Origin of the sequence: Serratia sp. PAMC26656 (assembly GCF_016469055.2) — a bacterium.
GTDB classification, from domain to species: domain Bacteria; phylum Pseudomonadota; class Gammaproteobacteria; order Enterobacterales; family Enterobacteriaceae; genus Serratia; species Serratia plymuthica.
In genome coordinates this window covers 2,111,969-2,138,264 of record NZ_CP150486.1, presented here as the reverse complement: position 1 = coordinate 2,138,264, position 26,296 = coordinate 2,111,969, and the positions used below count along the sequence as shown (strand labels likewise).

General features: G+C 54.5%; 24 protein-coding genes, 2 tRNA genes and 1 other RNA gene. 12 read left to right on the top strand and 15 right to left on the bottom strand.

Annotation, left to right across the window (positions count from 1 at the left end; all coding sequences use genetic code 11):
* Window positions 1-8 precede the first annotated feature (8 nt).
* The 3 genes from JEM67_RS10945 to JEM67_RS10935 all read right to left on the bottom strand — a co-directional run bounded on the left by JEM67_RS10945 (window position 9) and on the right by JEM67_RS10935 (window position 3,365).
* Entirely contained in the window at window positions 9-746 is a 738-nt protein-coding gene (locus JEM67_RS10945; protein ID WP_004943097.1) for a phosphatase, read from the bottom strand.
* 81 nt (window positions 747-827) lie between these two features.
* On the bottom strand, window positions 828-1,769 hold the full coding sequence (gene ghrA, locus JEM67_RS10940) for a glyoxylate/hydroxypyruvate reductase GhrA (RefSeq protein ID WP_199637338.1): 942 nt from the start codon (window positions 1,767-1,769) through the stop codon (window positions 828-830).
* Between the two features lie 129 nt (window positions 1,770-1,898).
* The gene (locus JEM67_RS10935; protein ID WP_199637515.1) at window positions 1,899-3,365 is read right to left on the bottom strand and encodes a peptide MFS transporter; all 1,467 of its coding nucleotides are present in this window, start codon (window positions 3,363-3,365) and stop codon (window positions 1,899-1,901) included.
* 508 nt (window positions 3,366-3,873) lie between these two features.
* On the opposite strand from JEM67_RS10935, the gene JEM67_RS10930 reads away from it, so the two are divergent.
* The 3 genes from JEM67_RS10930 to JEM67_RS10920 all read left to right on the top strand — a co-directional run bounded on the left by JEM67_RS10930 (window position 3,874) and on the right by JEM67_RS10920 (window position 4,444).
* Window positions 3,874-3,963: transfer RNA gene (locus tag JEM67_RS10930), tRNA-Ser, on the top strand.
* A gap of 47 nt (window positions 3,964-4,010) precedes the next feature.
* Window positions 4,011-4,132, top strand: a non-coding RNA gene (locus JEM67_RS10925) — RtT sRNA.
* 222 nt (window positions 4,133-4,354) lie between these two features.
* Window positions 4,355-4,444: transfer RNA gene (locus tag JEM67_RS10920), tRNA-Ser, on the top strand.
* A gap of 57 nt (window positions 4,445-4,501) precedes the next feature.
* Here the strand turns inward: JEM67_RS10920 and JEM67_RS10915 are convergent.
* Window positions 4,502-4,858 (bottom strand): helix-turn-helix domain-containing protein, encoded by a 357-nt coding sequence (locus JEM67_RS10915; protein WP_006324729.1) that lies wholly within the window; start codon window positions 4,856-4,858, stop codon window positions 4,502-4,504.
* A 294-nt stretch (window positions 4,859-5,152) separates the two neighbouring features.
* Here JEM67_RS10915 and JEM67_RS10910 point away from each other — a divergent pair, with 294 nt between their 5' ends.
* Together JEM67_RS10910 and sdeB are read left to right on the top strand one after the other, a co-directional pair.
* Window positions 5,153-6,355: an efflux RND transporter periplasmic adaptor subunit gene (locus tag JEM67_RS10910; protein WP_199637336.1), complete on the top strand. Its 1,203-nt coding sequence runs from the start codon at window positions 5,153-5,155 to the stop codon at window positions 6,353-6,355.
* 24 nt (window positions 6,356-6,379) lie between these two features.
* Window positions 6,380-9,523 (top strand): multidrug efflux RND transporter permease subunit SdeB, encoded by a 3,144-nt coding sequence (sdeB, locus tag JEM67_RS10905; RefSeq protein ID WP_013812455.1) that lies wholly within the window; start codon window positions 6,380-6,382, stop codon window positions 9,521-9,523.
* A 77-nt stretch (window positions 9,524-9,600) separates the two neighbouring features.
* Here sdeB and JEM67_RS10900 read toward each other — a convergent pair whose 3' ends face one another.
* From JEM67_RS10900 to hinT, 9 genes are all read right to left on the bottom strand, one after another.
* The gene (locus tag JEM67_RS10900) at window positions 9,601-10,086 is read right to left on the bottom strand and encodes an RrF2 family transcriptional regulator (RefSeq protein WP_006322456.1); all 486 of its coding nucleotides are present in this window, start codon (window positions 10,084-10,086) and stop codon (window positions 9,601-9,603) included.
* 289 nt (window positions 10,087-10,375) lie between these two features.
* The gene (locus JEM67_RS10895) at window positions 10,376-10,912 is read right to left on the bottom strand and encodes a glycine zipper 2TM domain-containing protein (protein ID WP_006324726.1); all 537 of its coding nucleotides are present in this window, start codon (window positions 10,910-10,912) and stop codon (window positions 10,376-10,378) included.
* Between the two features lie 361 nt (window positions 10,913-11,273).
* The gene (locus JEM67_RS10890) at window positions 11,274-12,578 is read right to left on the bottom strand and encodes an NAD(P)/FAD-dependent oxidoreductase (RefSeq protein ID WP_199637334.1); all 1,305 of its coding nucleotides are present in this window, start codon (window positions 12,576-12,578) and stop codon (window positions 11,274-11,276) included.
* A gap of 332 nt (window positions 12,579-12,910) precedes the next feature.
* Window positions 12,911-13,453, bottom strand: coding sequence for an alpha/beta hydrolase YcfP (gene ycfP, locus JEM67_RS10885; protein WP_006324724.1), 543 nt, complete (start codon window positions 13,451-13,453; stop codon window positions 12,911-12,913).
* Window positions 13,454-13,528: 75 nt separating this feature from the next.
* Window positions 13,529-14,548 carry a beta-N-acetylhexosaminidase gene (gene nagZ, locus JEM67_RS10880; protein ID WP_041416041.1) on the bottom strand — a complete coding sequence of 340 codons (1,020 nt, stop codon included), beginning with the start codon at window positions 14,546-14,548 and terminating at the stop codon, window positions 13,529-13,531.
* Between the two features lie 31 nt (window positions 14,549-14,579).
* A complete protein-coding gene (locus JEM67_RS10875) occupies window positions 14,580-15,449 on the bottom strand; it encodes a phosphotransferase (RefSeq protein ID WP_199637513.1) in 870 nt (289 codons plus the stop codon).
* A complete protein-coding gene (gene lpoB, locus JEM67_RS10870) occupies window positions 15,430-16,023 on the bottom strand; it encodes a penicillin-binding protein activator LpoB (protein ID WP_013812451.1) in 594 nt (197 codons plus the stop codon). The genes JEM67_RS10875 and lpoB overlap by 20 nt, the downstream gene beginning before the upstream one ends.
* Before the next feature lie 29 nt (window positions 16,024-16,052).
* Entirely contained in the window at window positions 16,053-16,442 is a 390-nt protein-coding gene (locus JEM67_RS10865; RefSeq protein ID WP_013812450.1) for a YcfL family protein, read from the bottom strand.
* Window positions 16,443-16,454: 12 nt separating this feature from the next.
* Complete coding sequence (gene hinT / locus JEM67_RS10860; RefSeq protein WP_004943071.1) at window positions 16,455-16,805, bottom strand: purine nucleoside phosphoramidase; 351 nt, start codon at window positions 16,803-16,805, stop codon at window positions 16,455-16,457.
* Between the two features lie 254 nt (window positions 16,806-17,059).
* Between hinT and JEM67_RS10855 the strand changes: the two genes are divergently transcribed.
* The gene (locus tag JEM67_RS10855; protein WP_199637332.1) at window positions 17,060-17,965 is read left to right on the top strand and encodes a transporter substrate-binding domain-containing protein; all 906 of its coding nucleotides are present in this window, start codon (window positions 17,060-17,062) and stop codon (window positions 17,963-17,965) included.
* On the opposite strand, the gene JEM67_RS10850 is transcribed toward JEM67_RS10855, so the two are convergent.
* A complete protein-coding gene (locus JEM67_RS10850; RefSeq protein WP_199637330.1) occupies window positions 17,962-18,339 on the bottom strand; it encodes a winged helix-turn-helix transcriptional regulator in 378 nt (125 codons plus the stop codon). The genes JEM67_RS10855 and JEM67_RS10850 overlap by 4 nt on opposite strands.
* Window positions 18,340-18,439: 100 nt before the next feature.
* Between JEM67_RS10850 and JEM67_RS10845 the strand changes: the two genes are divergently transcribed.
* From JEM67_RS10845 to JEM67_RS10835, 3 genes are all read left to right on the top strand, one after another.
* Window positions 18,440-19,186 (top strand): SDR family oxidoreductase, encoded by a 747-nt coding sequence (locus JEM67_RS10845; RefSeq protein ID WP_199637328.1) that lies wholly within the window; start codon window positions 18,440-18,442, stop codon window positions 19,184-19,186.
* A gap of 295 nt (window positions 19,187-19,481) precedes the next feature.
* Window positions 19,482-20,054 carry an SH3 domain-containing protein gene (locus JEM67_RS10840; RefSeq protein ID WP_199637325.1) on the top strand — a complete coding sequence of 191 codons (573 nt, stop codon included), beginning with the start codon at window positions 19,482-19,484 and terminating at the stop codon, window positions 20,052-20,054.
* Window positions 20,055-20,364: 310 nt separating this feature from the next.
* Complete coding sequence (locus JEM67_RS10835) at window positions 20,365-20,640, top strand: hypothetical protein (RefSeq protein ID WP_199637322.1); 276 nt, start codon at window positions 20,365-20,367, stop codon at window positions 20,638-20,640.
* A gap of 60 nt (window positions 20,641-20,700) precedes the next feature.
* On the opposite strand, the gene JEM67_RS10830 is transcribed toward JEM67_RS10835, so the two are convergent.
* The gene (locus tag JEM67_RS10830) at window positions 20,701-22,002 is read right to left on the bottom strand and encodes an Nramp family divalent metal transporter (RefSeq protein WP_199637319.1); all 1,302 of its coding nucleotides are present in this window, start codon (window positions 22,000-22,002) and stop codon (window positions 20,701-20,703) included.
* A gap of 229 nt (window positions 22,003-22,231) precedes the next feature.
* Between JEM67_RS10830 and mntR the strand changes: the two genes are divergently transcribed.
* From mntR to JEM67_RS10815, 3 genes are all read left to right on the top strand, one after another.
* Window positions 22,232-22,726, top strand: a complete 495-nt coding sequence (gene mntR, locus JEM67_RS10825) for a manganese-binding transcriptional regulator MntR (RefSeq protein WP_199637317.1) — start codon at window positions 22,232-22,234, stop codon at window positions 22,724-22,726.
* Between the two features lie 304 nt (window positions 22,727-23,030).
* Window positions 23,031-24,533 (top strand): hypothetical protein, encoded by a 1,503-nt coding sequence (locus JEM67_RS10820; RefSeq protein WP_199637315.1) that lies wholly within the window; start codon window positions 23,031-23,033, stop codon window positions 24,531-24,533.
* An 8-nt stretch (window positions 24,534-24,541) separates the two neighbouring features.
* Window positions 24,542-25,372 carry a hypothetical protein gene (locus JEM67_RS10815; RefSeq protein ID WP_199637313.1) on the top strand — a complete coding sequence of 277 codons (831 nt, stop codon included), beginning with the start codon at window positions 24,542-24,544 and terminating at the stop codon, window positions 25,370-25,372.
* Window positions 25,373-26,296 lie beyond the last annotated feature (924 nt).

Genomic DNA, 26,296 nt, shown 5'->3' with positions numbered 1-26,296 from the left:
GGACGATGTCACAAATCGGCCAATTCCGCAATCGCCGGCTTGCCGCGCCGTTCGAGAAAGTCCAGCAGGCGCCGTGGGCTGACGTTGAGGATCCGTTCCTGCGGGAATTCCACTTCAGCGATGATGCGTTCACAGTGCTCGAAGCCACCGAGTGAGAAAGCGATATGTGAATCCGACCCCAGCGCCAACCAACCGCCGGCATCACGCACCGCCGCGGCAATCGCCCGGCAATTGTCCTCGCTGCCCTTGCGTGAATGGGTGAATGACGAGTTATTCAGCTCCAGCGCCACTTCATACTTTGCGGCCGCTGCGGCGACCGCCGCGATGTCGATCGGATACCTTGGATTGCCGGGATGGCTGATAATGTGCACATCCCCTTGCGCCATCGCGGCGATCATCGCTTCGGTATTGGCCGCCTTGTCCTGCGGCGCAAACACCGGCTCGTGGAAACCGGCGATAATCACGTCGACTTCGTTCAACATCGGCCCGGTGCAGTCGATATCGCCCTGCAGATTTTTGATGTTGGCCTCGATACCGCGCAGGATCCCTACGCCATCCACCAGGCGCGGCCAGACGCGCATGTTCATAAAGTGCCAGTAATGCGGCGCATCGGCCATATCCGGGCCGTGATCGGTGATGGCGAACAGTTTGATGCCCTTTTGATGGGCTTCGACGATGTAATCATGCAGCGTGCTGTAGGCGTGGGTGCTGGCAACGGTGTGCATATGCAAATCAACAGGGTACATTATTTCTCCTTCTGGCGGCCTGCCAAAGGGACGGGGGCAGACCGGGTTTCTTATTAGCTTAGCAGGTGAGTCACCGAAAGGTCAGTAGCCAAGTTGCACATCCACCACCCCTGCCGGCGTTTGCCCGGCCTCGAGAGTGCGGATGTTGGCGGCTATCTGGTCCATCGCCTGTTCCGGCAAGGTGATGGCAGCAATATGCGGGGTAATGGTGACACGCGGATGACGCCAGAACGGATGTGCCTGCGGCAGCGGCTCGTTGACGAACACATCCAAGGTGGCGGCGGCAATCTGCCCCTGATCCAGCGCCTGCAAGAGATCGGCCTCAACCAGATGCGCGCCGCGGGCGATGTTGATCAGATAGGATCCCGGCACCAAATGCGCGAACAAATGGCGATTGAGGATACCGGCGGTTTCCGGCGTGTTGGGCAGCAAGTTGATCAGCAACCGAGTGCCCTCGAGAAACGCAGTGCGCTGCTCTGTGCCGGCAAAACTCTCCACGCCATCGATCTGCTTGGGGCTGCGGCTCCAGCAACGTACGTTAAAACCGAACTCCACCAGCTTTTGCGCCACGCTTTTCCCCAGAACGCCTGCCCCGAGGATGCCAATGGTGAAATTATCCTGTTGATGGGGATCGAGCGGCTGCCATTTTTGCTGCTGTTGCAGCAAGTGATACTCGTCGAAACGACGAAAGTAACGCAGCACGTAGCTCAACGCATATTCCTGCATCTGCTGCGCCATACCGGTGTCCTCCAGGCGCAGCAGCGGGACGCCCGCCGGCAGCGTGCCGGGATGTTGGCGCTCTTGCTCGAGAATGGCATCGACGCCCGCCCCCAGAGCGAACACCCCTTTCAGTTGCCGGCGGTTAGCCAGCATCTCCTGCGGCGGACGCCATGCCAGCGCATAATCCGCCGGGCGATCGTCGCCGGGTTGCCATTCGCGAACGTTGGCCTGCGGCAGACGCTGTTTGATGCCCGCCAACCAATCCTGGGCGTTAAATAAAGGGTGGTAATAAATGATGTTCATCGGTCAGACTCCGTCTGTTTTTTATGCATTTTCATCCAGATTTCCGCGATTCGCAGACAGATGCAAGCGCTAAAGCCAAAAACGCAAACAGCCCCGACCAGTGGGGCTGTTTTTTATCCTGCAGGGATCTCAGACGGTGACGGGGGCGTCGTGCCTTATCAACCGGCGCAACAGCGGGATCAGGAGCAACATCACCACGCCAACGCCCGCCGCCCCCCAGCCCAGCGCACTGAATATTTCGCTGTAGCCGGGGTTGGTCAGCGCCGGAGTGCTGCCGCTGTTTTCCGGCATCAGGCCGGAGACATAGCCCGCCAACACCGAAGCGACGCCGGTAACCATCATCCAGCAGCCCATCATGACGCCCTGATAACGCGGTGGCGCCAGCTTGCCGATCATCGCGTAGCCGATCGGGGAAATCATCAGTTCGCCAATGCTCTGCAGTATGTAGCTGATTGCGATCCATTTAAACGCCACCAGCCCGTCGCCGCCGGCCAGGCTGATGCCCAACGGCAACACCAGCATGCCCAACCCGATGCAAAACAACGAGCCGGAGAATTGCAACGGGATATCGATATTGCAGCCACGGGCTCGCAAGCGGTTAAACCACCAGGCCATCAGCGGCCCGCCCACGACGATCACCAGCGTATTGATATTCTGGATCCACTGCGGAGCGACCTGAATACCGTAGACGTTCAGGTCGATATTGTGCTCGGAGAACAGCATCAGCCCCATAGGCGCCAGCTGGTACAACGCCCAGAATACCAATGAGCCCAGCGCCAGAATCAGATAGGCCACCATGCGGCGGCGCTCTGTACGCGGGTGGTGACGCAGTGTGACCACGCACAGCATCAGGAAAATCAGTACGCCGAGGCCAATCACAAAGTGGCCGCTGAATTCCGCATGGGTCAGCATCACCCGGATAATGGGCACCAGCGCCACCAATACTGCCAGCCCGACCAGCATACGCCAACGGTATTGCGCGCGGCTGGCGTCATGCAACGGCGTGTTGAGATCGGCCAGAATGCGCCAACGGCTGACGGCGACGATAATCGCCGCCGCATTGCCCAGCGTGGCGAACAGGAACAGCGCGCGATAATTTTCGCTCAACTGGAAATAGCCGGCCACGGTAAAACCGACAAAGAAACCGAGGTTCATCCCGGCGTAGTTCCACAAAAACGCCGATTCACGCCGATCGTCATCTGGCTTGAAGCGCTGGGTGAGCATCATATTGATGCAGGTGACGTTCAGCCCGCTGCCAGTCAGGAACATCGCCAGTCCCCAGTACAGGCCCCAAACGCCCGCCACGGCAATCAGCGCGCAGCCGATCACCTGCAGCACCATACCCAGTACGAACAGGTTGCGGTTACTCAGAAAGCGTCCGCCCAGGTAACCGCCAAACATATGTAGCCCATAGTTGAAGGCGCCGAACACGCCCATCATGGCGTTTGCACTGCCCTCGCTGAAGCCCAGACGTTTGGTGGCGTAGAGCACCAACGTGGAGTACAGCACGGCAAAACCCAACGTGGCGAAGATTTGGATAAAAAACAGTGCCCCGGCGCCCGGGGGGATGGCGTGACGCTGATGCGCCGCCGGCATGGAGTCCGATGGAGTCAAAGTGAACCTCTGCTGCATGGTGCCCGTCGTATTTCAAGCCGCAGCGCCACTGGCTGCCCGTTGAAATTCGTCGAGTCCGTTATTTTAATTGATCAATCCCTGTCTTCGTTATCACCGGCGTACGGCCCGGCAACCGGCGCGGCGGTGTGATATTCCTTGCCAATCCTCCGCGTCAGCGGCGATCTATTTAGCGACACATATGACTAATAATCCAGTATTAATGCATATAACAGCACAGTGTAAGACTTCCTTGCTGGTATATTGAGCTAATGTATACCAATACACTCAAACATTAGTCTGCGAGATAATTTAGTACCGTTACTGTCCCTCGGGTACGCGTTGGACAGCAGTTTATCGCTCGGGAAATCAGCAAATTGCTGCAACTTTAGCTAAACAGTCATTGTTATGTCACAAGAGGGTTGACGCTGGGATCAGATTCTCCTACATTAGCGCCCGTCGACAGCGCAATGCGTTAGCGATGCTACAAAACGGTGAGGTGTCTGAGTGGCTGAAGGAGCACGCCTGGAAAGTGTGTATACGCGTAAGTGTATCGAGGGTTCGAACCCCTCTCTCACCGCCATATTCTAAAGAGAAAGCCTGGATTCGCGTCCAGGCTTTTTTGCTTTTATAAATCATCCGTAGAGAGGGGTGAGAAGCCTCGCCAGGGTTTGACAAAACGCATCGCGTTTTGGACCGCCAAAGGCGGCCCGTAGGGTGAGCGTAGCGAATCAAGCCCTCTCTCACCGCCATATTCTAAAGAGAAAGCCTGAACGCAAGTTCAGGCTTTTTTTGTCTGCAATACAGGGAAAACGCCGGCAAGTCTAAGGATCCACAGGGTTCGCCGCAGTTTTCGACAAACTGAGCAGCACGTGAGCGGACGCGCCGAAACGCAGAAATTCTGCTTGACCGGTTCGCCCCCACTCCCTATAGTAGCGCCCCGTTGCACCAGAGAGTACGCAACGAAAAAATACGGTGAGGTGTCTGAGTGGCTGAAGGAGCACGCCTGGAAAGTGTGTATACGCGTAAGTGTATCGAGGGTTCGAACCCCTCCCTCACCGCCATATTTTAAAGAGAAAGCCTGAACGCAAGTTCAGGCTTTTTTTTGTCTGCAATCCGCCTCAGTGTGCGCGACTAGCGGCGATATGCGGCTGCATCACGGCGCGGCGCCAGTCGCCCGGAGTCTGGCCGAATTGGCGTTTAAAACTGCGATTGAAGGATTGCTGCGAGTCAAAGCCCAGTGATATCGCCACGCTGACGATAGGCTCGCCGCTGTTGGCCAGGCGCTCTGCGGAAACCTTCAGTTTCTGCATGCGGATATACTCCCCCAACGCGTAGCCGGTCTGGCGTTTGAACATACGCTGCAGGTGCCATTTGGAATATCCCGCGCGGTCCGCCACGGTATTGATATCCAGCTTCTCTTCCAGATTGTTGTCAATCCACTCAATCAAATCAGTAATAAAACCCGTGCTGTTCATGCTGACGCTCCCATGACATTGGCAGGTAAGTCCGCTGCCCGATGTCACTACGTTGCAGCAGTTTCGCATTAAATGCAATTTTTATTATTGCATTTATCCAATAGGCGCTTCTATAATTCACCCTATTAATGTAACCGATATTAATACATTAATGTGACAACAATGTGTTTCAAAAACTAACGTTGTGCCGATGAACGACACAACCGCTCTGCCGCCGGTCACAGGCCAGGGACGTTACCCGGATAACAGGGCCGGGTGTATGGCCTGACCGCGCTCACCCATGGAATAAAAATAATGCCAAGCCAGCCAAACTCATTGTTTAACGCTCACAGCATCGGTTTCAGCGCGCGCCTTTCAGCGGTAGCGCTGCTGGTCGCCCTGCTTGCTGGGTGCGACAACAGCGTCGCTCAAAATGCAGCTCCTCCGCCACCGGCCGTCAGCGCCGCTAACGTGGTAATAAAACCCATCAGCCAGTGGGATGCCTTTAACGGCCGGATCGAAGCGGTGCAAAGCGTTCAGCTACGCCCACGGGTTTCCGGCTATATCGATAAGGTGAATTACACCGAAGGCGATGAGGTTAAAAAAGGCCAGGTGCTGTTCACCATCGACGATCGCACCTACCGCGCCGCCCGCGAACAGGCGCAAGCCGAGCTGGTGCGGGCACGTAATCAGGCGGCATTGGCCCGCAGTGAATCCAGCCGTACCGAGAAACTGATCGGCACCCAGGCGATCTCGACCGAGGTATGGGAACAGCGCCGCTCCTCCGCCGCACAGGCGCAGAGCAACGTGCTGGCGGCTCAGGCCCAGCTCGATATCGCACAGCTGAATCTCGATTTTACCCGAGTGACCGCCCCGATCGACGGGCGTGCCAGCCGCGCCATGATCACCGCAGGTAACCTTGTCACCACCGGGGACGGCGCCAGTGTGCTCACTACGCTGGTGTCGCTCGATAAGGTCTATGTTTATTTCGACGTCGATGAAGCCACTTTCCTGCGTTACCAGAACATGGCGCGCGATGGCCAACGCAGCCAGGATCCGCAGGCGAAATTACCGGTCAAGGTCGCCCTGGTGGGTGAAGAGGGGTATCCGCATCAGGGCGTCGTCGATTTCACCGATAACCAGCTGAATGCCGGCACCGGTACCATTCGCATGCGCGCCCAGCTCGAAAATCACGAGCGCCGTTTCACTCCTGGGCTGTTTGCGCGGGTACAGATGCCCGGCAGCGCCGAGTTCAACGCCATGCTGATCGACGATAAATCGGTGATGACCGATCAGGACCGCAAATTCGTTTATGTCGTCGACAAGGACGGTAAGGCGCAGCGGCGCGATATCGAAGTGGGCCGCGTGGCGGATGGATTGCGCATCGTGCAGAAAGGCCTGTCGGCGGGCGATCGGGTGATCGTCGACGGCATGCAGAAAGTGTTTATGTCAGGGATGCCGGTCAATGCGAAAACCGTCGTGATGGCAGCCAACGCTCCCGTTTCCGCAGTCAACTAAGCCACCAGCAGAGAACCCTGACCCATGGATTTTTCCCGCTTTTTCATCGACCGGCCGATCTTTGCCGCGGTGCTGTCGATCCTGATTTTCGTCGGTGGCGTTATTGCGATCCCGCTATTGCCGATCAGCGAATACCCCGACGTGGTGCCCCCAAGCGTGCAAGTGCGCGCCCAATACCCAGGCGCCAACCCGAAAGAGATTGCCGAAACGGTGGCTACGCCGCTGGAAGAGGCAATCAACGGCGTCGAACACATGATGTACATGAAATCGGTGGCCGGCTCTGACGGCGTGCTGGTAACCACCGTGACCTTCCGCCCGGGAACCGATCCCGACCAGGCGCAGGTGCAGGTGCAAAACCGCGTGGCGCAAGCCGAGGCGCGTCTGCCTGAAGACGTGCGCCGACAAGGGGTAACCACGCAGAAGCAATCCCCGGCCCTGACGCTGGTGGTGCATCTGGTTTCCCCTTCCGGTAAATACGATTCACTGTATCTGCGTAACTACGCCACCCTGAAGGTCAAAGATGAGCTGGCACGCCTGCCGGGCGTCGGCCAGGTGCAGATTTTCGGCGCCGGCGAATATGCCATGCGCGTCTGGCTGGATCCGAATAAGGTCGCCTCGCGCGGGCTGACCGCCTCTGACGTGGTCACCGCCATGCAGGAGCAGAACGTGCAGGTGTCCGCCGGCCAACTGGGCGCAGAGCCGATGCCGAACCGCAGCGATTATCTGCTTTCCATTAACGCCCAGGGCCGCCTGCAAACCGAGGAAGAGTTCGGCAATATTATCCTCAAGAGCGGCGACAACGGCGAGATAGTCCGTCTGCGCGACGTGGCGCGCATTGAAATGGGGTCCGGCAGCTATGCGTTGCGCGCCCAGCTCAATAATAAGGATGCCGTCGGGATCGGTATCTTCCAGGCGCCAGGCGCTAACGCCATCGAGCTGTCCGATGCGGTACGGGCCAAAATGGCCGAACTGTCGACCCGCTTCCCGGATGGCATGAGCTGGAAATCGCCATACGACCCAACGGTGTTCGTCCGCGATTCGATCCGCGCGGTGGTAGATACCCTGCTCGAAGCGGTGCTGCTGGTGGTGCTGGTAGTCATCCTGTTCCTGCAAACCTGGCGCGCCTCGATCATCCCGCTGCTGGCGGTGCCTATTTCCATCGTCGGTACCTTCGCCGCGCTATACCTGCTGGGTTTCTCGCTCAATACGCTTAGTCTATTCGGGCTGGTGCTGGCGATCGGTATCGTGGTCGATGACGCCATCGTGGTAGTGGAAAACGTCGAACGTAATATCGAGGAAGGTTTATCGCCGCTGGCGGCGGCGCACCAGGCGATGCGCGAAGTGTCCGGGCCGATCATCGCCATCGCGGTGGTGCTGTGTGCGGTGTTCGTGCCGATGGCATTTTTGTCCGGCGTCACCGGCCAGTTTTATAAGCAGTTCGCCGTTACCATCGCCATTTCGACCGTGATTTCGGCCATCAACTCGCTGACCCTGTCGCCGGCGCTGGCGGCATTGCTGCTGAAACCGCACGGCGCGCCGAAGGATATGCCATCACGCCTGATCGACCGGCTGTTCGGTTGGCTGTTCCGCCCGTTCAACCGCTTCTTTGCCAGCAGCTCACAGCGTTATCAGCGCGGGGTTTCCCGTGCGCTCGGCAAACGCGGCGCGGTGTTCGTGGTGTACGTGCTGTTGTTGTGCGCCGCGGGCGTAATGTTTAAAACCGTGCCAGGCGGATTTATCCCGACGCAGGATAAGCTTTACCTGATTGGCGGGGTGAAAATGCCGGAGGGTGCGTCGCTGGAGCGTACCGATGCGGTGATCCGTAAAATGAGCGCCATCGGTCTGAGCGTCGACGGGGTGACGGACGCAGTAGCCTTCCCGGGGCTGAATGCATTGCAATTTACCAATACGCCCAATACCGGCACCGTGTTCTTCGCGCTTGAATCTTTAAGCACCCGCACCCGTAGCGCGGCGCAGATCAACGCCGAGATCAATGCGCGCATCTCGCAGATCCAGGAAGGATTCGCCTTCTCGATCATGCCGCCGCCAATCCTCGGTATCGGACAGGGTTCCGGTTATTCGCTGTATGTCCAGGATCGCGCCGGTCTCGGATATGGCGCACTGCAAACCGCGATCAATACCCTGTCGGGCAGCATCATGCAAACGCCGGGCATGAGTTTCCCGATCTCGTCTTATCAGGCCAACGTGCCGCAGCTGGAAGCGAAAATCGACCGCGACAAGGCCAAGGCGCAAGGCGTGCCGCTCAACGCGCTGTTCGGCACGCTGCAGACTTATTTGGGTTCGTCTTACATCAATGACTTCAACCGCTATGGCCGCACCTGGCAAGTCATCGCGCAGGCCGACGGCCAATTCCGCGACAGCGTGGAGGATATCGCCAACCTGCGCACTCGCAACGACAAGGGCGAAATGGTACCGATTGGCAGCATGGTCAACATCAGTACCACCTACGGGCCAGACCCGGTGATCCGTTATAACGGCTTCCCGGCGGCGGACCTGATTGGCGATGCCGATCCGCGCATTCTGTCGTCTACGCAGGCCATGAGCGAACTGACGGCGATGGCCGCCAAGCTGTTGCCGAACGGCATGAACATCCAGTGGACCGATCTGAGCTACCAGCAGTCGACCCAGGGCAATGCGGCGATAATCGTGTTCCCGGTAGCGGTGCTGCTGGCGTTCCTGGCGCTGGCCGCGCTGTATGAAAGCTGGACGCTGCCGCTGGCGGTGATCCTCATCGTACCGATGACCATGCTGTCGGCGCTGTTTGGCGTCTGGCTGACCGGCGGTGACAACAACGTGTTCGTGCAGGTGGGGCTGGTGGTGTTGATGGGGCTGGCCTGTAAGAACGCCATTTTGATCGTCGAGTTCGCCCGTGAGCTTGAGTTGCAGGGCAAAGGCATTATGGAGGCAGCATTGGAAGCTTGCCGCCTGCGGTTACGGCCGATCGTAATGACCTCCATCGCCTTTATTGCCGGTACTATCCCGTTGATTCTGGGCCACGGCGCCGGTGCCGAAGTGCGTGGAGTGACCGGTATCACGGTATTTGCCGGCATGCTGGGCGTGACGTTGTTCGGGTTATTCCTGACGCCGGTGTTCTACGTCACCCTGCGCCGTATGGTGACGCGTAAAGCACAGCAGCAACCGGCATAAAAGTTCGCCTGCCGCAACGGCAGGCATAAAAAAGGTCGGGCTCAGCCCGACCTTTTTCTTCGCATCAATACCGCAGATTATTTATCCGCAGCCTCCGCGAGTTTCGCCGTTTCCGCCACGTATTCCGCGCAGCTACGCTTATCGCCACGCTCCAGTTCGGCCAACGCATCCGCAACCGTATGGCGCTCCAGCACCGCCAGCGATGCCTCTTCCGCCTCATTCACTACCGACTTGAAATACCAGCAGGCATTGGCGCTGACCAGACAACGCGCAGGCCCTTCCGGCCGCGCAGCCCAGATGCGCTTATCGTCAATGACGGACAAATAGATATCGCGCAAGGTGATCTCTTCCACTGGACGGCCAAGGTGAATCGAGCCATTACGGCCCAGAGTGGAAACGATAATGCCATTTTTGGTTAAGGGCACCATCAGCTTGCGGATGAAACTGGGGTTGGCTTCCAGACCGGCGGCAAGGATCGCGCTGGTCGAACGCAAGCCCTGCTTTTCAGCCAAGGCTACGCTAAGTACCATTTGCAATGCTGTCGGAAAGCGGAAATCTAGCATGTCTTTATCTCTGTCTCCAGGAGACCAAAATCTCAGGCTTGGCCGGTGCGGCATCGCGCCATAACACCCACTCAATTGCACAATAATATAACAAATATTGCCGCATTATTGAAGTTATGCCCTGGGAAATCGCACGGATACATTAGCGTAAAAGATGCCGTTGGTGCCGACGCGACGTAAAGCGGCGGCGGAATAAAACAGAAACCCGCGTCAATATTAATGCCGCTCGCTTAACTGCGTTAAACGATCAGAACTAACACTGTCCGCGGGTTTAATTCTTAAACTGTGATCAGGCTTTGTTCAGCACCAGTTGGCCGCTTTTATCCAGCGGGATCTGGGTGCCGGGATCGTGATCCATACGGATCTTGCCCTGCTGATTGCCAATCTTGTAGGTCACATCGTAACCCAGCATTTTCTGTGATTTGTCGTAAACCGTTTTGCAACGCTGTTGTGTGCTGGTGGTGGTATCGTTACTTTGCATTGCCCCCTGCACCTGATTGCCGGCATAACCGCCGCCCAACGCGCCAACCACTGTCGCAACGTCACGACCGCGACCGCCACCAAACTGATGACCAATCACGCCACCGGCTACCGCACCCAACACGGAACCGGCAATGCGGTTTTCATCCTGCACGGGCGCACGGTGAGTGACGGTCACATTGCGGCATTCCTGACGCGGGGTTTTGATGGTTTCTTTGATCGGCGTGGCAGCGAGCACCTGCGCAAATTGCGGACCAGAAGAAAACACATCCATGCTGGCAACCGCGGCAATACCCAGAGCGGCTGCAACACCAATCCCAACACCGGCTAACATTGACTTGTTCACAGGAAATCCTCCTGAAAGTGTTACCACGCATTTGTACCGGGAACGCTACCGACATTGCGTCGCGCTTATTATTTTGCGCATGGGCGGCAAAGGGTATCCCGGTTTACGGCGTGCGCGACGCGCCGTCTGTAAACGAGGTAAAGTCTGCACAATGTTCCAGATCCCCGCAATAAGACAATGTGACCAAAGATGCTGGAAACCCCGCTTCTCACCGGTGTTTAGGAGGAATCTTAAGAATTTTACCCATGCCGACGAAATTTTGTGCTGGCCATTAACCCCGCAACCACCGATGCTGCCTGTGCGCCGGCATAAAAAAACCCACGCGGGCGAACCGGCGTGGGTGAGTCGATAACTGCGGCTGTCAGTGCATTTTCAAACGCGGGCGGATCACACGGTTGATGCCGCCAACCAGCATCATCAGGCCGGTTTTGATGTAGCCATGCAGTGCGACCTGATGCATGCGGTACAGCGAGATATAGACGAAGCGCGCGATGCGCCCTTCTATCATCATCGAACCGCGCATCAGGTTACCCATCAGGCTACCGACGGTGCTGAAGCGGGACAGCGAGACCAGAGAACCGTGGTCTTTATACACATACGGCTTCAGCGTCTGGCCGCTCATCAACGCCAGAATGTTGGTGAAGCAGCGTGACGCCATCTGGTGGGCCGATTGGGCGCGTGGCGGTACAAAACCACCGCCTTCTTTCGGGCAGGAGGCGCAGTCGCCGATAGCGAAAATGTTCGGATCACGCGTGGTCTGCAGCGTCGGCTCTACCACCAGTTGATTAATGCGGTTGGTTTCCAGCCCGGCGATGTCCTTCATAAAGTCCGGCGCCTTGATGCCAGCAGCCCATACCATCAGATCGGCATCGATAAATTCGCCGCCCTTGGTATTCAGGCCCTTGGCATCCGCACTGGTGACCATGGTGTTGGTCAGTACGCGCACGCCCAGTTTGTTCAGTTCCTGGTGCGCAGCGGCGGAAATACGCGGCGGCAACGCAGGCAGAATGCGCTCGCCCGCCTCGACCAGAGTCACGTTCAACGCGCTGTTGTCCAGGCCTTCGAAACCATAGCTGTGCAGCTGTTTCACCGCATTGTGCAGCTCGGCGGACAGTTCCACGCCGGTGGCACCACCGCCGACGATGGCGATGTTCACCTGATCTTTCTGCCCCGGTTGCGCCGAGAATTTCAGGAACAGGTTCAGCATTTCATTGTGGAAACGGCGTGCCTGATGCGGATTATCCAGGAAGATGCAGTGATCTTTTACGCCTGCGGTGCCGAAATCGTTCGAAGTACTGCCCAGCGCCATGACCAGAATGTCATAAGACAACTCGCGCTCTGGCACCAGTTCTTCACCCTGCTCGTCGCAGATTTGCGCCAGCTGCAGCGTTTGCGTTTCACGGTTAATGTTGGTCAGCGATCCCAGCTGGAAGCTGAAATTGTGATTACGTGCATGCGCCAGGTAACTCAGCGCGTCCACGCCGTCATCAAGGGAACCGGTTGCTACTTCATGCAGCAAGGGTTTCCACAGATGGCTGTGGTTACGGTCCACCAGCGTGATCTCGGCTTTGTGCTTGCGGCCGAGCTTATGGCCCAGACTGGTCGCCAGTTCCAGGCCACCGGCGCCACCGCCGACAATAACGATTTTTTTCTTTGGCGTTGTCAAAATAACCCCCTAAATGTGAACCAATTGTTATCCAAGGGTAAATAAATAATATCCTTAGATTACATAGGGTTCGCGTAAAATAAACCTGCTATCTAAAGCCAGAATAGCATGTGAGGTTATTTGGTCATACCAAAATTGATGTGCATCAAACTTTTTTGGTTAAAGGCTGGACGAGGGGAATTTTTGAGGATTGTGATTCAAATAGTTAGCGCTGCGTCACAGTTTTAAATTTTACCGCCAGGCGGGCAAAACAGGGCTTTTTTGACAAAAAATGCCGCAATTCTTGCCGGTAAAAAGCAATCATTGCGGCAGCGTCAGGCGTTATGAAACTGTTAAAGCAGGCTCTTGAACGCCTTGATGCGTTGCAGGTGCGGCGAAATATTTTTGAACTTGTGGGTCTGTTGCTCATCCCAGACGATTTCGTAGTACTTGTGCAGCAGTTCCGCACTGCGCTGGCTGTCCAGCACCTCGTCCTGACGGGAAAGCACGACCAGGCAGCGATCGCGGTTTTTTTCGCGGAAATCCTCGACACACTTGGTGGCGATATCGCGGTACTCTTCCGGCCGGTCGATTTTGCCGTGCATATGTTCTTCAGGATACAGATTAGGGTTGAAAATCGCCTGCCGGATACCGCACAGGAAACCGATGCGTTCGGCCCAGAAACCGCCCAGCCCCACCCCGCAGATCAGCGGATGCTTATCGCCTTCCTGCTGAACCGCCTTGTCCACCTCTTTCAACAGATGCTGCATATCATGGCGTGGGTGCAAGGTGCTGTAGCTGATAAAACGCACGTCCGGATCAATGAACTGCAGTTGTAAAACCTTTTCATGATTGCCGGGACTGGTGGAATCGAAGCCATGCAAATAGATAATCATGTGGATCCTCGCAACAAGCCGAGGGCCGCGCCGCAGCCCTCATCATTTACTACGCCGCATTACGACGCCCTGGGTTCACCCGGCACTTTGCTGTTTATGCTCTTCCCAGCGTTCGCTGAGCGCGCTCAGCTCTTTATGCGCCTGCTGCCAGCGCGCAGAATCACGCAATTCCTGACGGGTGAACTGACCGCGATGATATAACTGCTTCACCCGGTCTGCTTTGACCGGGGACAGGTTATCCAGCACGCTGACCGCACCTTGGCGGTTATTGCACACCAGGATCATGTCACAGCCGGCATCCAGCGATGCCTGGCCGCGCTCAGCGTAGCTGCCCATGATGGCGGCCCCTTCCATCGACAGATCGTCGGAGAAGATAACGCCGTCAAAGCCCAACTCCTGACGCAGGATTTGTTGCAGCCAGTATGGCGAACCGCTGGCCGGACGCGGGTCCGCTTCAGTATAGATGACGTGCGCCGGCATCACGGCGTCCAGCAACTGACGGTTGATCAATTCACGGAAGATCGCCATATCATGCTCACGGATCTGCGCCAGTGGGCGTGGATCGCGCGGGGTTTCTTTATGTGAATCTGCACTGACGGCGCCATGGCCAGGGAAATGCTTGCCGGTGGTTTTCATCCCGGCGCTGTGCATACCCAGGATAAAACGCTCGGCCATCGCCAGCGCCTGTTGCGGATCGCTGTGGAATGAGCGTTCGCCAATCGCCGCGCTGACGTGGCCGATATCCAGCACCGGCGCAAAGCTGATGTCGATATCCTGCGCGATCATTTCCGCCGCCATCAACCAGCCGGCCTCTTGCGCCAGACGCCCACCCTCATGGGCTTCGTTCAATGCAGCGAACGACTGCGCCGCCGGCAGGCGGGTGAACCCTTCGCGGAAACGCTGGACGCGCCCGCCTTCCTGATCCACCGCCACCACTAGCCGATCGTGTGAAGCCTCGCGGATTTGGCGCACCAGTTCACGCAACTGCTGCGCATCGTGGAAGTTGCGGGTGAACAGGATAAGTCCGCCCACCAGCGGGTGTTTTAAAATCTCACGTTCTTCGGCATCCAGCTCATAGCTGGCGACATCTAACATTACTGGGCCCACGGCCACCTCACTTCATTATTCATTCAGAACATGGGGATGATAAACAAAAACGCCGGCGCTGCACTGCGCCCCAGCGTAAAAATTCGCTATCGCCGGTTTGTTGCCAGCGCACTTCAAACCATAACAGCATCAGGTAATCCACCCACGGCAACCAGCGCTGCACCTGAGTGCTCAGCAGCGGCAAGTCGTTGTAGCCCTCTTGGGAATAGTGCTGCAAAAAATGCTGCTGATTGGCCGCAGACCACGCGTTACCGCGAAACAGCGCGGCAATCTCCAGCGCGATGTCACCGTCGGCGGCGTACTCCCAGTCAATCAGCCGAACTCTTTCTCCCTGTGCAATCAGATTACCCGGATGGATATCCATATGCAGCGGGGCTATTTTCAGCGGAGACGGCAGGCGGGTTTGCAAGAAGCGCTGATGCAACCGCAGCCAGGCAGGCGTCAAACGCCGACGATCCAACTGCTGCCAGTAACGGGCAAACTGCCTATGCAGGTTCAACGGATAACCGCTGAGCGGCCGCTGGTGCAAACGGGCAACCCATCGCGCCAGCTCGCCGTGCTGATTCAGACGCGTAAAATGCGTCTCAGTGACAACGTCACCAGTCAGCCATTCCAGGATAATCCACTGATTACTCTGCGCTAAAACCTGCGGACCCAAACCTACACCTGCGCGGCGCAATACACGCGCCTCTCGCTGCCGGCTCACGCCGAGCGCCGTTTTCTCTGCGCTTTGCTGGCGCGCCAACAGTTGCACGCCCTCACCTTCAATGCGCCAACTTTCGCCGGTCAGCCCCTGCACCGGGCTGAAACGACAACCGGCGGTTTTCACCGCCGGCAGTTCGCTCTCAATCAGCCTTCGCAGCGCGGCCTCAGCGGGTAACGGCGCCATTGCCTGACCAGACGATTTCACCGGTTTGCACCAACATCAACTGCATATCCAGCGTCGGAGACTTCACGTCGCCGCTAACATCGCTGTACAACACATACTGTGCGCTAACGATACGCGCCAGGCCAATGGCCTTGCTGCGCGACCCCAGGCTGTCATCCGCCGACAGGCCCAGCGTCTGCTTGGCGGTCGCCAGTTGCGCTTCCGGCACGATGGAGAAGGTTTGGTTCGATGCCAGCGCCTTGTGCAACGCGGAGGTGGCTTTAGCGGTTTGCAATGAGCCGTTGGTGTTGTTCTTCACGCTGTCCAGCAGCAGCACGCTGCCCGGATTGACGCCATCGGCTTTCAGCATCTGGTTCACCAGCGGTTGCACGCTGCTCAGCCAGTCAAGTTGCTGAATTTTTGGCGGTTGCGGTACCTGCTCGCCAATGGGCGGCTGGGGTTGTGGCTGCGGCTCTACCACCACCGGCGGTTTGGCCGGCTCAACGGTGGCCGGTGGCTGTTCAGGCTCTGGGGGACGTGACAAACAGCCGCTTAACGTCAACGCGGCCAATGCGACAACTAGATACTTTTTCATTATCCCTCTCCAACAACTAAAGCAAGAGCTTACAAGAATAGATACAGACGCACGCGCTTGGCATCGAGGTTGCCGTTAATCGAGTAAATTTCAGCGTCTGAATTTGGCGCAACGGTAACGGTGCGTGGCTCTTCAAAGGGCCGAATATCCAGCCCCTGATTGTCATACCAGTAGAAGCGGTAATGCACCGTTACCGGTGTCGGTTGGTTGTTGCTGAGCACCGAAGTGGCCCTCACGCGCCCGGAGGCATCCGTAATCGACGGATTATCGGCCACGATACCTGCGGTAAGCACCGGCGAATCCATCACCACCGCCTGCCGTTCGTTAACCGCAATGCCGGGCCGATTGCTGCAGCCCATCAGTATTGCGGCGGGTAACGCCAGCGCCATCAGACAACGCAGGGTTTTGCTATAGCGCATGATTGACCTCGGTTAGCGTGACAGCAGCGGCCCCAACGAACGGCCACCGACCAAGTGCATATGAATATGATAGACCTCCTGGCCCGCATGGCGATTGCAATTAACAATCAGGCGATAGCCATCTTCGGCGATACCTTCCTGTTCGGCAATTTTCGCCGCAGCGGTGATCATGCGACCCAGCGCCGCTTCGTGCTCTGCGGTTACGTCGTTTACCGTTGGGATCAAGACATTGGGGATGATCAGAATATGGGTCGGAGCCTGAGGTGAAATATCACGGAACGCGGTGACCAGTTCGTCCTGGTAGACCACATCAGCAGGGATTTCGCGGCGGATAATTTTACTGAAAATCGTTTCTTCGGCCATCTGGCATTCCTTGTTGAGGAAAATAATCTGTACGCAGTATGAGTGACAAATTCTACTGCTTTCAACCTGATTGCGCACTTATCGCGTCGAGTGATGCAGAATCAGGCAACCTGCCAGCCTGGCGATGCCTCTGCCATTAGATCACTGCGGCAATCATCTGATTTTTTTCACTTTGGTTATTCACTATTGTTGCTTTACTTGCCCGCGGCCGCCGCCAATAGTAACTCTATGATTAGCAAAGGATAGAAAACACCATGCATCTCAAAACCCTGGCGCTGGGCGTACTGCTGCTGTGCGGTGCGGCCCAGGCGGAAAGCAAAAACATTATCGATCTGCAGGCCAATCAGCAACATATACGCGCGCTCAAAAACCCGGCTGCCGTCGCCTTGATCCCGGCGAATTACCATTTTGCCGTACCGGGCAAGTTAACCGTAGCGGTGGCGTCTGAAAACTCCCCGCCGCTGGCGCTGTTTGCCGAAGACAATAAAACCTTGATCGGCAGCGACCCGGATATCGCACAGCTGGTGGCGGACAGCCTGGGGCTGGAACTGAATCTTGTGCCTACCTCCTGGGAGGACTGGCCGCTTGGCATTACTTCCGGCAAGTACGATGCCGCCATTTTTAATATTGCGGTCACCAAGCTGCGGAAAACCAAATTTGATTTCGCCACATACCGCGTAGATACGCTGGGTTTCTATGTGAAATCCACCAGCAAGATTATCTCAATAAACCAGCCGGCGGACGTTGCCGGGCTGCGGATTATTGTCGGCTCCGGTACGAATCAGGAAAACATCCTGCTCGGTTGGGATAAACAGAACCGCGCCAACGGCCTGGCACCGGTGCAACCGATTTATGTCACCGATGACGCCGCCGCCAACCTGAGCATTCAGTCCGGGCGCGCCGACGCTTTCTTTGGCCCCCACTCTACCGGCGCCTATAAAGCGGCGCTAACCGGCAGAACCAAAATGGTCGGCATCGGACCCAACGTCGCCTATGTAGCGGTGACCACCAAAAAAGATAATGGCCTGGTCACCGCCATTAACGCCGCCATTAATGGGGTGATCGTCAGCGGCGAATACGCTCAGGTGCTGGACCGCTGGGGCGAACATGATGAAAAGGTCGAGCGTTCCACCATCAACCCGCCGGGGATAGGCGATTAGTCAGCGTTCAATTGCAGTGCGTGCGCACGCATCCACTCGGCCAGTGAGTCCAGCGTCGGGCGCAGGGATGTGCCCAGCGCCGTAATCCGGTATTCAACGCGCGGCGGGACTTCCGGAAATACCTGCCGCGTAACCAGGCCGCGCTGCTCGAACTGCCGCAGTTGACGCGTCAGCTCTTTCTGGGCGATCGGTGCCACCGCACGCTGCAACTCACTGAAGCGCACCGGGCCGTCGATCATGATCAGCCTGTAGAGGATCGGGATCGCCCATTTCCCCGCCACCAGATTCACAAACCCCACCATAGGACAAGGTGCGTCCGCTGCCGGCAATGCCGTTAAATTTTTTTCCGCTGTCGAAAGCGCCACTGTCGTCATTTCATCCCACCTCGCCCCTTGGTATCCAAACGGTGCCTACTATGCAAAAGATACTATAGCGCAAATAATGGCGATACCAACGGGAAACAGAGGGTAGGTTATGTCACGACTTAAAGGTAAATACGCATTGATCACCGGCGGCACCAGCGGAATTGGCCTGGAAACCGCGCGCCAGTTTATTGCCGAGGGCGCCACCGTGGCGATCACCGGCCGCAGCCAAAGCGGCCTGGCCGCTGCGGGGAAAGCGCTGGGCGACGTGCTGCTGTTGCGCAGTGACGCCGGGGATATCCGCCAGCAGCAAGCTTTAGCGCAGCAGTTGACCAGCCACTGGCCGCGCCTTGACGTGCTGTATATCAACGCCGGTGACGTCACCCACCTTCCGTTGCAGCAATGGGATGAGCAGAACTATCAGCGGCTGATGGACATCAACCTCAAAGGGCCATTTTTCTTAATTCAGGCGCTGCTGCCGCTATTAGCGAATCCGGCTTCGATTATTCTGTGCGGCTCGGTCAGCGCGCATATCGGCCTGCCGCTAAGCAGCGTTTACGCCGCCAGCAAGGCCGGCCTGCTGTCGCTGGCCAGAACGCTTTCCGGTGAATTGCACCCGCGCGGTATTCGGGTCAATGGCCTGAGCCCTGGCCCGACCGAAACACCGGCATTAGGCAAGCTTGGCTTGAAAGACGAGGATGAACAGGCGCTGCGCGATGACATTCGTGCCCTGGTGCCGATCGGCCGCATGGGCACGCCGCTGGAACTGGCGAAAGCGGCCGTGTTCCTCGCGTCTGACGAATCCGCGTTTATGGTCGGGGCCGAGTTGCAGATTGATGGTGGAGTGGGCAATCTGTAATATCGTTATATACCCGTCATCTTTCAAGCTGCAGCGTTGTTACCTGCTCGCGCTCACCCCAGTGACTTACTCAAGTCAGCGCCTGAGGATGAGCGAGCTGGGCGCCTGACTGTAATTTGAAAACTATAGGTTATCATTCACCGTTGGGTGAGCCCGACGGTGAAATTAAGTTGCGGAACAAACAGTGAGTTAAATAATAATATTATTAGATGATAATAATAAAATATCCTTTCATTGATGCGTTATGAAACTGCGTCTAGCCTTAGTATTTACCCAATTTGGATGGTGAAGACTGATGGCAAGCAACAAGAACAATCAAGGTGTAGGAATACTGGTAATCGCCGCCATCGTTCTTTGGTTTGCATTCAAATCTGACAATAAATCAGAAAAAAGCACATCGATGTCGCAGTCCGGCACCTCAACGGCCCATGTTTATACGCCACCGGCCAATCAGGCATTAGATATCAGCGAACAGCCTCCTCAACCACAAAATGATGCCCCTTTGCCCACTAAATATGTAGCGGCCGATCGGCTCAACGTCCGAAACGCACCGAACGGTAAAGTCATTACGTCCTTAAAACGTGGGCAAAGCATCACCATTTACCAAGAGAGCGATAATTGGGCAAAAATCACACCAGGTAATCAATCGAGCCAATGGGTTTCTATAAAGTCATTGTGTCATGGTGATAAATGCTATCAAAAAAGCCGCCAGGCACCTGCGCCAAAGCAGCCAGTATATCGGCCAACGCCAAAGCGCAACGTGGAAAGTGATGCCGGATGCCCCTGTTCGTCAGGAAGAATATGTATAGGCCCACGAGGCGGGCGTTACTGTATTACTTCGGGAGGAAACAAACGCTACGGCGTGTAATAAACCGCTGGCGACTGTTATTGAGTCATTCCGGCCAGGGACGTGAAGGATGGCTGTCGACTTAGGTATCCTGAAAAGGCTCACATAATAAGCGTGGGAATTATTTCTCAGGCAACATTTTTACATACGTTGATGTAAATGATGGTCACTGACAACCCGTCCTACACTGAATAGACAGGGCGTAGTGCGGATCCCAGACCGCCAGCCGCAATCAGACTGACCTTAGGTTATCCCCCACCCTCAATTGCTTTTCCCTGAATCGCTATGGCACGGATTTACCGTACCCTATGCATCAACGGACGTTGAGATCATGAAAATCAAAACCTTCATTCATGCCGCGCTGCTGGTGATACCGATGGCATTTAGCGGCATCGCCCAAGCCGGCGATCAAACCATCCCTTGGGCAAAAAATACCGGCGACGTCGAGTCCAACCATATCGCCGCCGTCGGCCAGAACCTGAATGCCGGCCACCAGCAGGTGACCAAAACACAGGAAGGCGTATGGGCGGCTAATACCGGCAGCATTTCCAACGATGAGAAGGCCCTGACCGGTAGTCAAAACTCGGCACCGAAAACGATGCCTTAAGGCGAGTTGAGTGATAGAAAGGAGACAAGCCGTGACCGTAGCAAGCGCACGGCTTATCAATCAGCCCAGACCGGGAATGGCAACGCCGAACGTCTGCAGCAGCACCATGTTGAGCAGGATGATAATCACCGTACCGATGATCGATACCAGACTGGTGAGGCGGCTGTTCACAAACTCGCCCATGATGTCGCGGCGGCGGGTAAACATTACCAGAGCAATCATCGGCGCCGGCAGCGCCAGGCTCAGCACCACCTGGCTGTAGACCAACGCGTCCGTCGCATTAACCCCTAACGCCACCACGATAAACGCCGGGATCATGGTTACCAGCCGACGCACCCACACCGGGATGCGAAAACCGACAAACCCCTGCATAATCATCTGGCCCGCCATGGTGCCCACCACCGAGCTTGAAATACCGGATGCTATCAGTGACATCAGGAAGATCCCGGCGGCGGCGGCGCCAAACAGTGGAGTCAACGTATGGTACGCCGTGCCGATCTCCGCCACGTCACTGTTACCGGCATGAAAGGCGCTGGAAGCCATAATCACCATGGCGATATTCACCAGCCCGGCAATCGCCAGCGCGATCACCACCTCGATATTGGAAAAACGCAGTAGCTTGCGCCGTTCGCCGCTGTTGCTGGCCGGTGTACGGTGCTGGGTCAGGCCCGAATGCAAGAAAATGGCGTGCGGCATTACGGTGGCACCGATAATGCCGACGGCAATGGTCAGCGCCTGCGCATCCGGCAACTGCGGCGTTAGCATGCCGGCCCCCGCCGCCAGCCAGTCGACCGGCACGATAAACATCTCGGCGAGATAGCACAAGGCAATGACCGCCACCAGCCCGCCAATCATCAGTTCAACCGGGCGAAAACCTTTCTTTTCTACCATCAATAATGCATAGGTGATCACCGCTGTTACGCCCATCCCCACCAACAGCGGCATATGGAACAGCAAGGCGAGCGCGATAGCCCCACCCAGAAACTCCGCCAGATCGGTGGCCATTGCCGCCACCTCGCTGAGCAGCCACATGCCGATTACCACCGGGCGCGAGAATTGATCGCGGCACATTTCCGCCAGGTTACGGTTGGTGACGATGCCCAGCTTGGCCGACAGCGCCTGGAACAACATGGCAATCAGGTTGGCCATCACCACTACCCACAACAGGCTGTAACCGTATTTTGAACCGGCCTGAATATTGGTGGCGAAATTACCGGGGTCCATGTAGGCAATGGAGGCAATCACCGCCGGCCCGGCGAACAATAGCGGCGTAAACGCGCCGCGCTTGCGCCCGGCTAAAGCGTTACCAATCGCCGTATTGGTCCGTTCGGTTAACGATGTGGTGGTTGCCGCCTCACGCATGTTTTATCCTCAATATTATTCTGGTTATTTTTTACCCAACACTCAGAACAATGTAGCATCGGCTACACTTTATGCAAAATGGAAGATACTTTACCTTTGTGTACAAATATTTCTTATTGTCATTGAATGCGGCGGCCGAATTGATAATGCGTCGCCATTAGACTAACGTAAGGCAGAATTCCAGTAGTCTGGAACTCACTGGTTTAACCTATAAAGGACGTCCCAGAATATGGTAACAAGCGCGCCAGATAACGCCGAACGCCCCACACTGGCTGAAATGCCGGATGAGGCTGAGCACGCCCTACGTTTTACCCGCGCCCGTGAAGCACAGTCGAATGCGTTGATCGAAGATTACGTCGAGCTGATTGCCGATCTGCTGCTGACCACTCGCGAAGCCAGAACCACCGACATCGCCCGCCGCTTTGGCGTTTCCCACCCTACTGCGATCAAGAACATTGCGCGGCTGAAGAGTGCCGGATTGGTAGAGTCACGCCCGTATCGCGGGGTCTTTCTGACCGAAGAAGGTGAACAACTGGCGCAGCAAGTGCGCCGTCGGCACCGCATTGTAGTCGACCTGCTGGTGTGCCTCGGGGTGCCGACTGAAACGGCGGAGCTGGACAGCGAAGGGATTGAGCATCACATTTCGAGCGACACCCTGGCGGTGTTTGAACATTTTCTGCAAAAAAACCGAACAAAACCTATTGATACCGCTAAAAAAAGATGAATCAACCCCATTCTGTTTCACTAACATTTAGCGTATTTATTGCGCGCCCTCATACCTCTTCCCTTAGCTCTGGAGAGAGTGATGTTCTGTAGGCGATAACACCAACAAGGACGCTATACATTTTCCTTTTTTTATTACACAGTTATATTTGTTAAGGGTGGTTAACCGATTCACAAGCAACTTTTTCATATTCATTGCCTCCTTGTAAAAAATTACCGGTAATAAATAAAATAAAGCAGTTTGTTATATATGTAAGTGTAAGCCCATACTAATTCATTAACACTTCGATTCCGAGGCTATTCTTATGATAAACGAAAATCCAGACCAAGAATCTTCACCTTACTTTTTATACAAAACCTTACCATTCATTCTTCCTGACGGTGCTGTCTGCACGCAAATAAACATCACTGAGGATCGAAAGATCGCGGAGGCTTATACTGAGGACGGTGGCCATTATGTTCCAACATCTTTAGGATTAAGACGAACTGATAATACATCAACAGTAGAAGGTTTGATAAACTACAATAGTAACATTGGCGTAATATGTGGGGGGACCACAACAAGATTATCTGTTAATAATTCCCCAGACATATGCTATATAATACCTACTTGGGGGCAAAGCCTAGCACAAGGATGGAGTGATCAAAGAAATGACATTTTGATTGCAACTGAATCTCTTTACCCAGAAAACTGCTGGATGTTTAAATCAGAGCGTGGCGTAGGAAAAGAAAATCCAAATAGGCTGGAATATCCAATCATGGATTTAGAACCTCTGAGAGACACTATTAACGGAGGATGGCAAGAAACAGCTGCAAGTAGCATTGCTGCTCATATAGTCCATGAAATTGAGGAAAGAACAGGCCATAGAATTCGCACAATTTCATATGTGGCAGCAGAGGGTGGGAAACCATATATGGATTTAACAAAAGGAACAACCTCATGGAAAAAATTAATTCAAGGGCTAGTTGATGCACGAAACATTTGCATAAGAAAAGGGTGGCGCCCTATATTACTTGCGGTTGATGTCATGGCAGGAGAATCAGACTCGGAATACGAAAAAGTCCCTAACATGAGTACTGAGCGTTATAAACGTCAATTACTACAATTCGACATGAATATCCAATCTGAAGCGAGGCGCATATTCAATCAAACATCAACAGTTCCGATAATAATCTCGCAAAGCGCATACACCCCGATATCTCGCGAATTATGGGACCAACCAGTGAGGCAAGCACAATATATATTAGATGGCATAGGGAATATTAGATTATGCGGACCAATATTCAACTTACCATCAGCGGACCCAATACATATAAACTCTCTGGGACAAAACCGCCGAGGGCAAATGGTTGCAAGAACGATCATTTGGGAGTGTTTTTCAACGGGATGGTGTGGCATTCGTTGTGTTGACTATAAATGGGTTACAGGAAATATCTTGCATCTAATCCATGAAGTCCCGTGCCCTCCTCTGATATTAGACATATCGGATGAAATAATAAAAACAGAAGGATTAGGCCCAGGCCTTGGATATATTTTTGACGATTATTCTGAGACCCCACCGACAATTATTAGAGTTGCGATTGTATCAGATAAGATCGTTGAAATTGAATTATCTAGAATACCACTGGGAACATCATGTCGTATTGGATGCGGAATAAAACGAAATGATAATAACACAAACAATCAGGATGGCCCAGTTCAAGGGGCACGTAGCGTACTTCGCGATAGTACTGCGCATATTTCAATTTATGAAAATATAGCACATGCCAATTGGTGCCCATCATATATTATGTCAGTAAACCGCTGAGGTGAAAAATGTTAGTATTTAGAAGTCAGTATGAATCAGAAAACGATTACCTTCCTGTATACAAAATAACAGAGACGGAAGAAAATATACTACGGATGTCGCCATCAGTATGGTTAGACCCTTCTCAGGGGATGCACTCCAGTGATGGCATCAATATATCGGCTATTGATGACCGTTCTGGGACTGCCACTTGGCGCCCTATCAGGTCTGGTTATATGCCACGATTGATTACATCCGAAAGCAGACAACCCTTTCTTAATTTTGGTTTAGGGCGGGGTCCAACGATACCTGGTGCCTTGTTAGCTGACAATAAATATGAAGCTTTCAATATTGACGGTGTTTTTTCACTTGCCATGGTATATCGTGTCCCATTACGTCAACAGGGAGGATATGATGGAACTGGAGGTAATATCATTGGTAATAATGATACTAGCCCAAATATTTTTCGTTTGCGTTTTCGCGACGACGGTTATAGAGGTAATATGTTGTACTTACATCATGGGATAACCTCACCCATCACACAAAACAACTACCCTATCAATACATCATTTACAGATGATGGGATCTGGCACACTTTATTTATTGAGGTAACAAAAGAACACCACTTAATAGAAATAGATGGCATCCTTAAACAAATCCGCTTGGTGCAAGCGATTCCTTTCGCTAATAATACATCAAGGCAATTAATTATAGGCGGCGCTGGCAATCCTCTTAGTAATGGTTTTTTTGGAGATATAGGACTAGTATTGGTAATACCTAAATTGATTACCAGCGAAGAGAAAGCATTCATTTATTCCCAGACAAACAAAATCAAAGAAAACCTTAGTCAGACGTCTTAAAAAACCATGTAGAGCATATAATTCACTTGCATAAAAATGAGGACAGAGAAAAACTAACGCCGACTGAAAAATTCACATCACCACCTGTTTTTTTTCAGTTGGCGGTTAATTCCCTCGAAACTTTAAATTATCAGTGAATTCAAACGAAAATCAAATATAGCAAGTTACATGTAATGCTTATAAAAACCTATGTGAGCCATGACGTTTGTGTTTGCATGATAATACGATCAACTGCTTTTTTCCAATGTGGCCCCTGTAAGCACACCCGTTTTAGTTATATACCCTCAATAAACCCGCATCGCCGAAGGTGGTAAAATCGAACGCCGCCGCCTTCAGCTCTTCATGTTATAGGTCGCCGCTGAGGTAGTCCGCTGGCAGTATATTGCGCCGAACGTAGACGATGCCGCCATGCTGGCCGTTGCTGATGATCAGGTTCGCCAAGGCAAACCGATCAATCGGCTGTGTAAAATGCGAGGGATTGGAGCTGCGCTGGCACTTTGCAAAAATTGCAGTGAATGGATCGCCAAACGATCGCAAAGGAGGCGCCCAACGAGGCAGGCGCAAAATCTTACAGATTGCCTTAGGTGATTTTGAACTCGACCAGTTCTTTCGCCTTCCAGTCATAGGTGGTCATTGTCGCCTTGACGTTAAAGCCGTTAGTGAACCTCACACGATCACCGATGTAGGTCAACTGGTTTTGCCCGACTTGTTGATCGCCTGAGTGAACATTGGTTTTACAATGCCGTCCACCCATTCGATACCGTATTTAGATGACTTCTCAACCAATTGACGGCATGACGCGGGGGCTTGTACAAAAGACTAATCAAACAGGCACTACGTGTCGGTCATGGCGCATTCCTTTGCGGTCGCTGCCTTGGCTGGCACAGCTTTGCTATCATCATCGTCACCGCCGAAAACGAAATA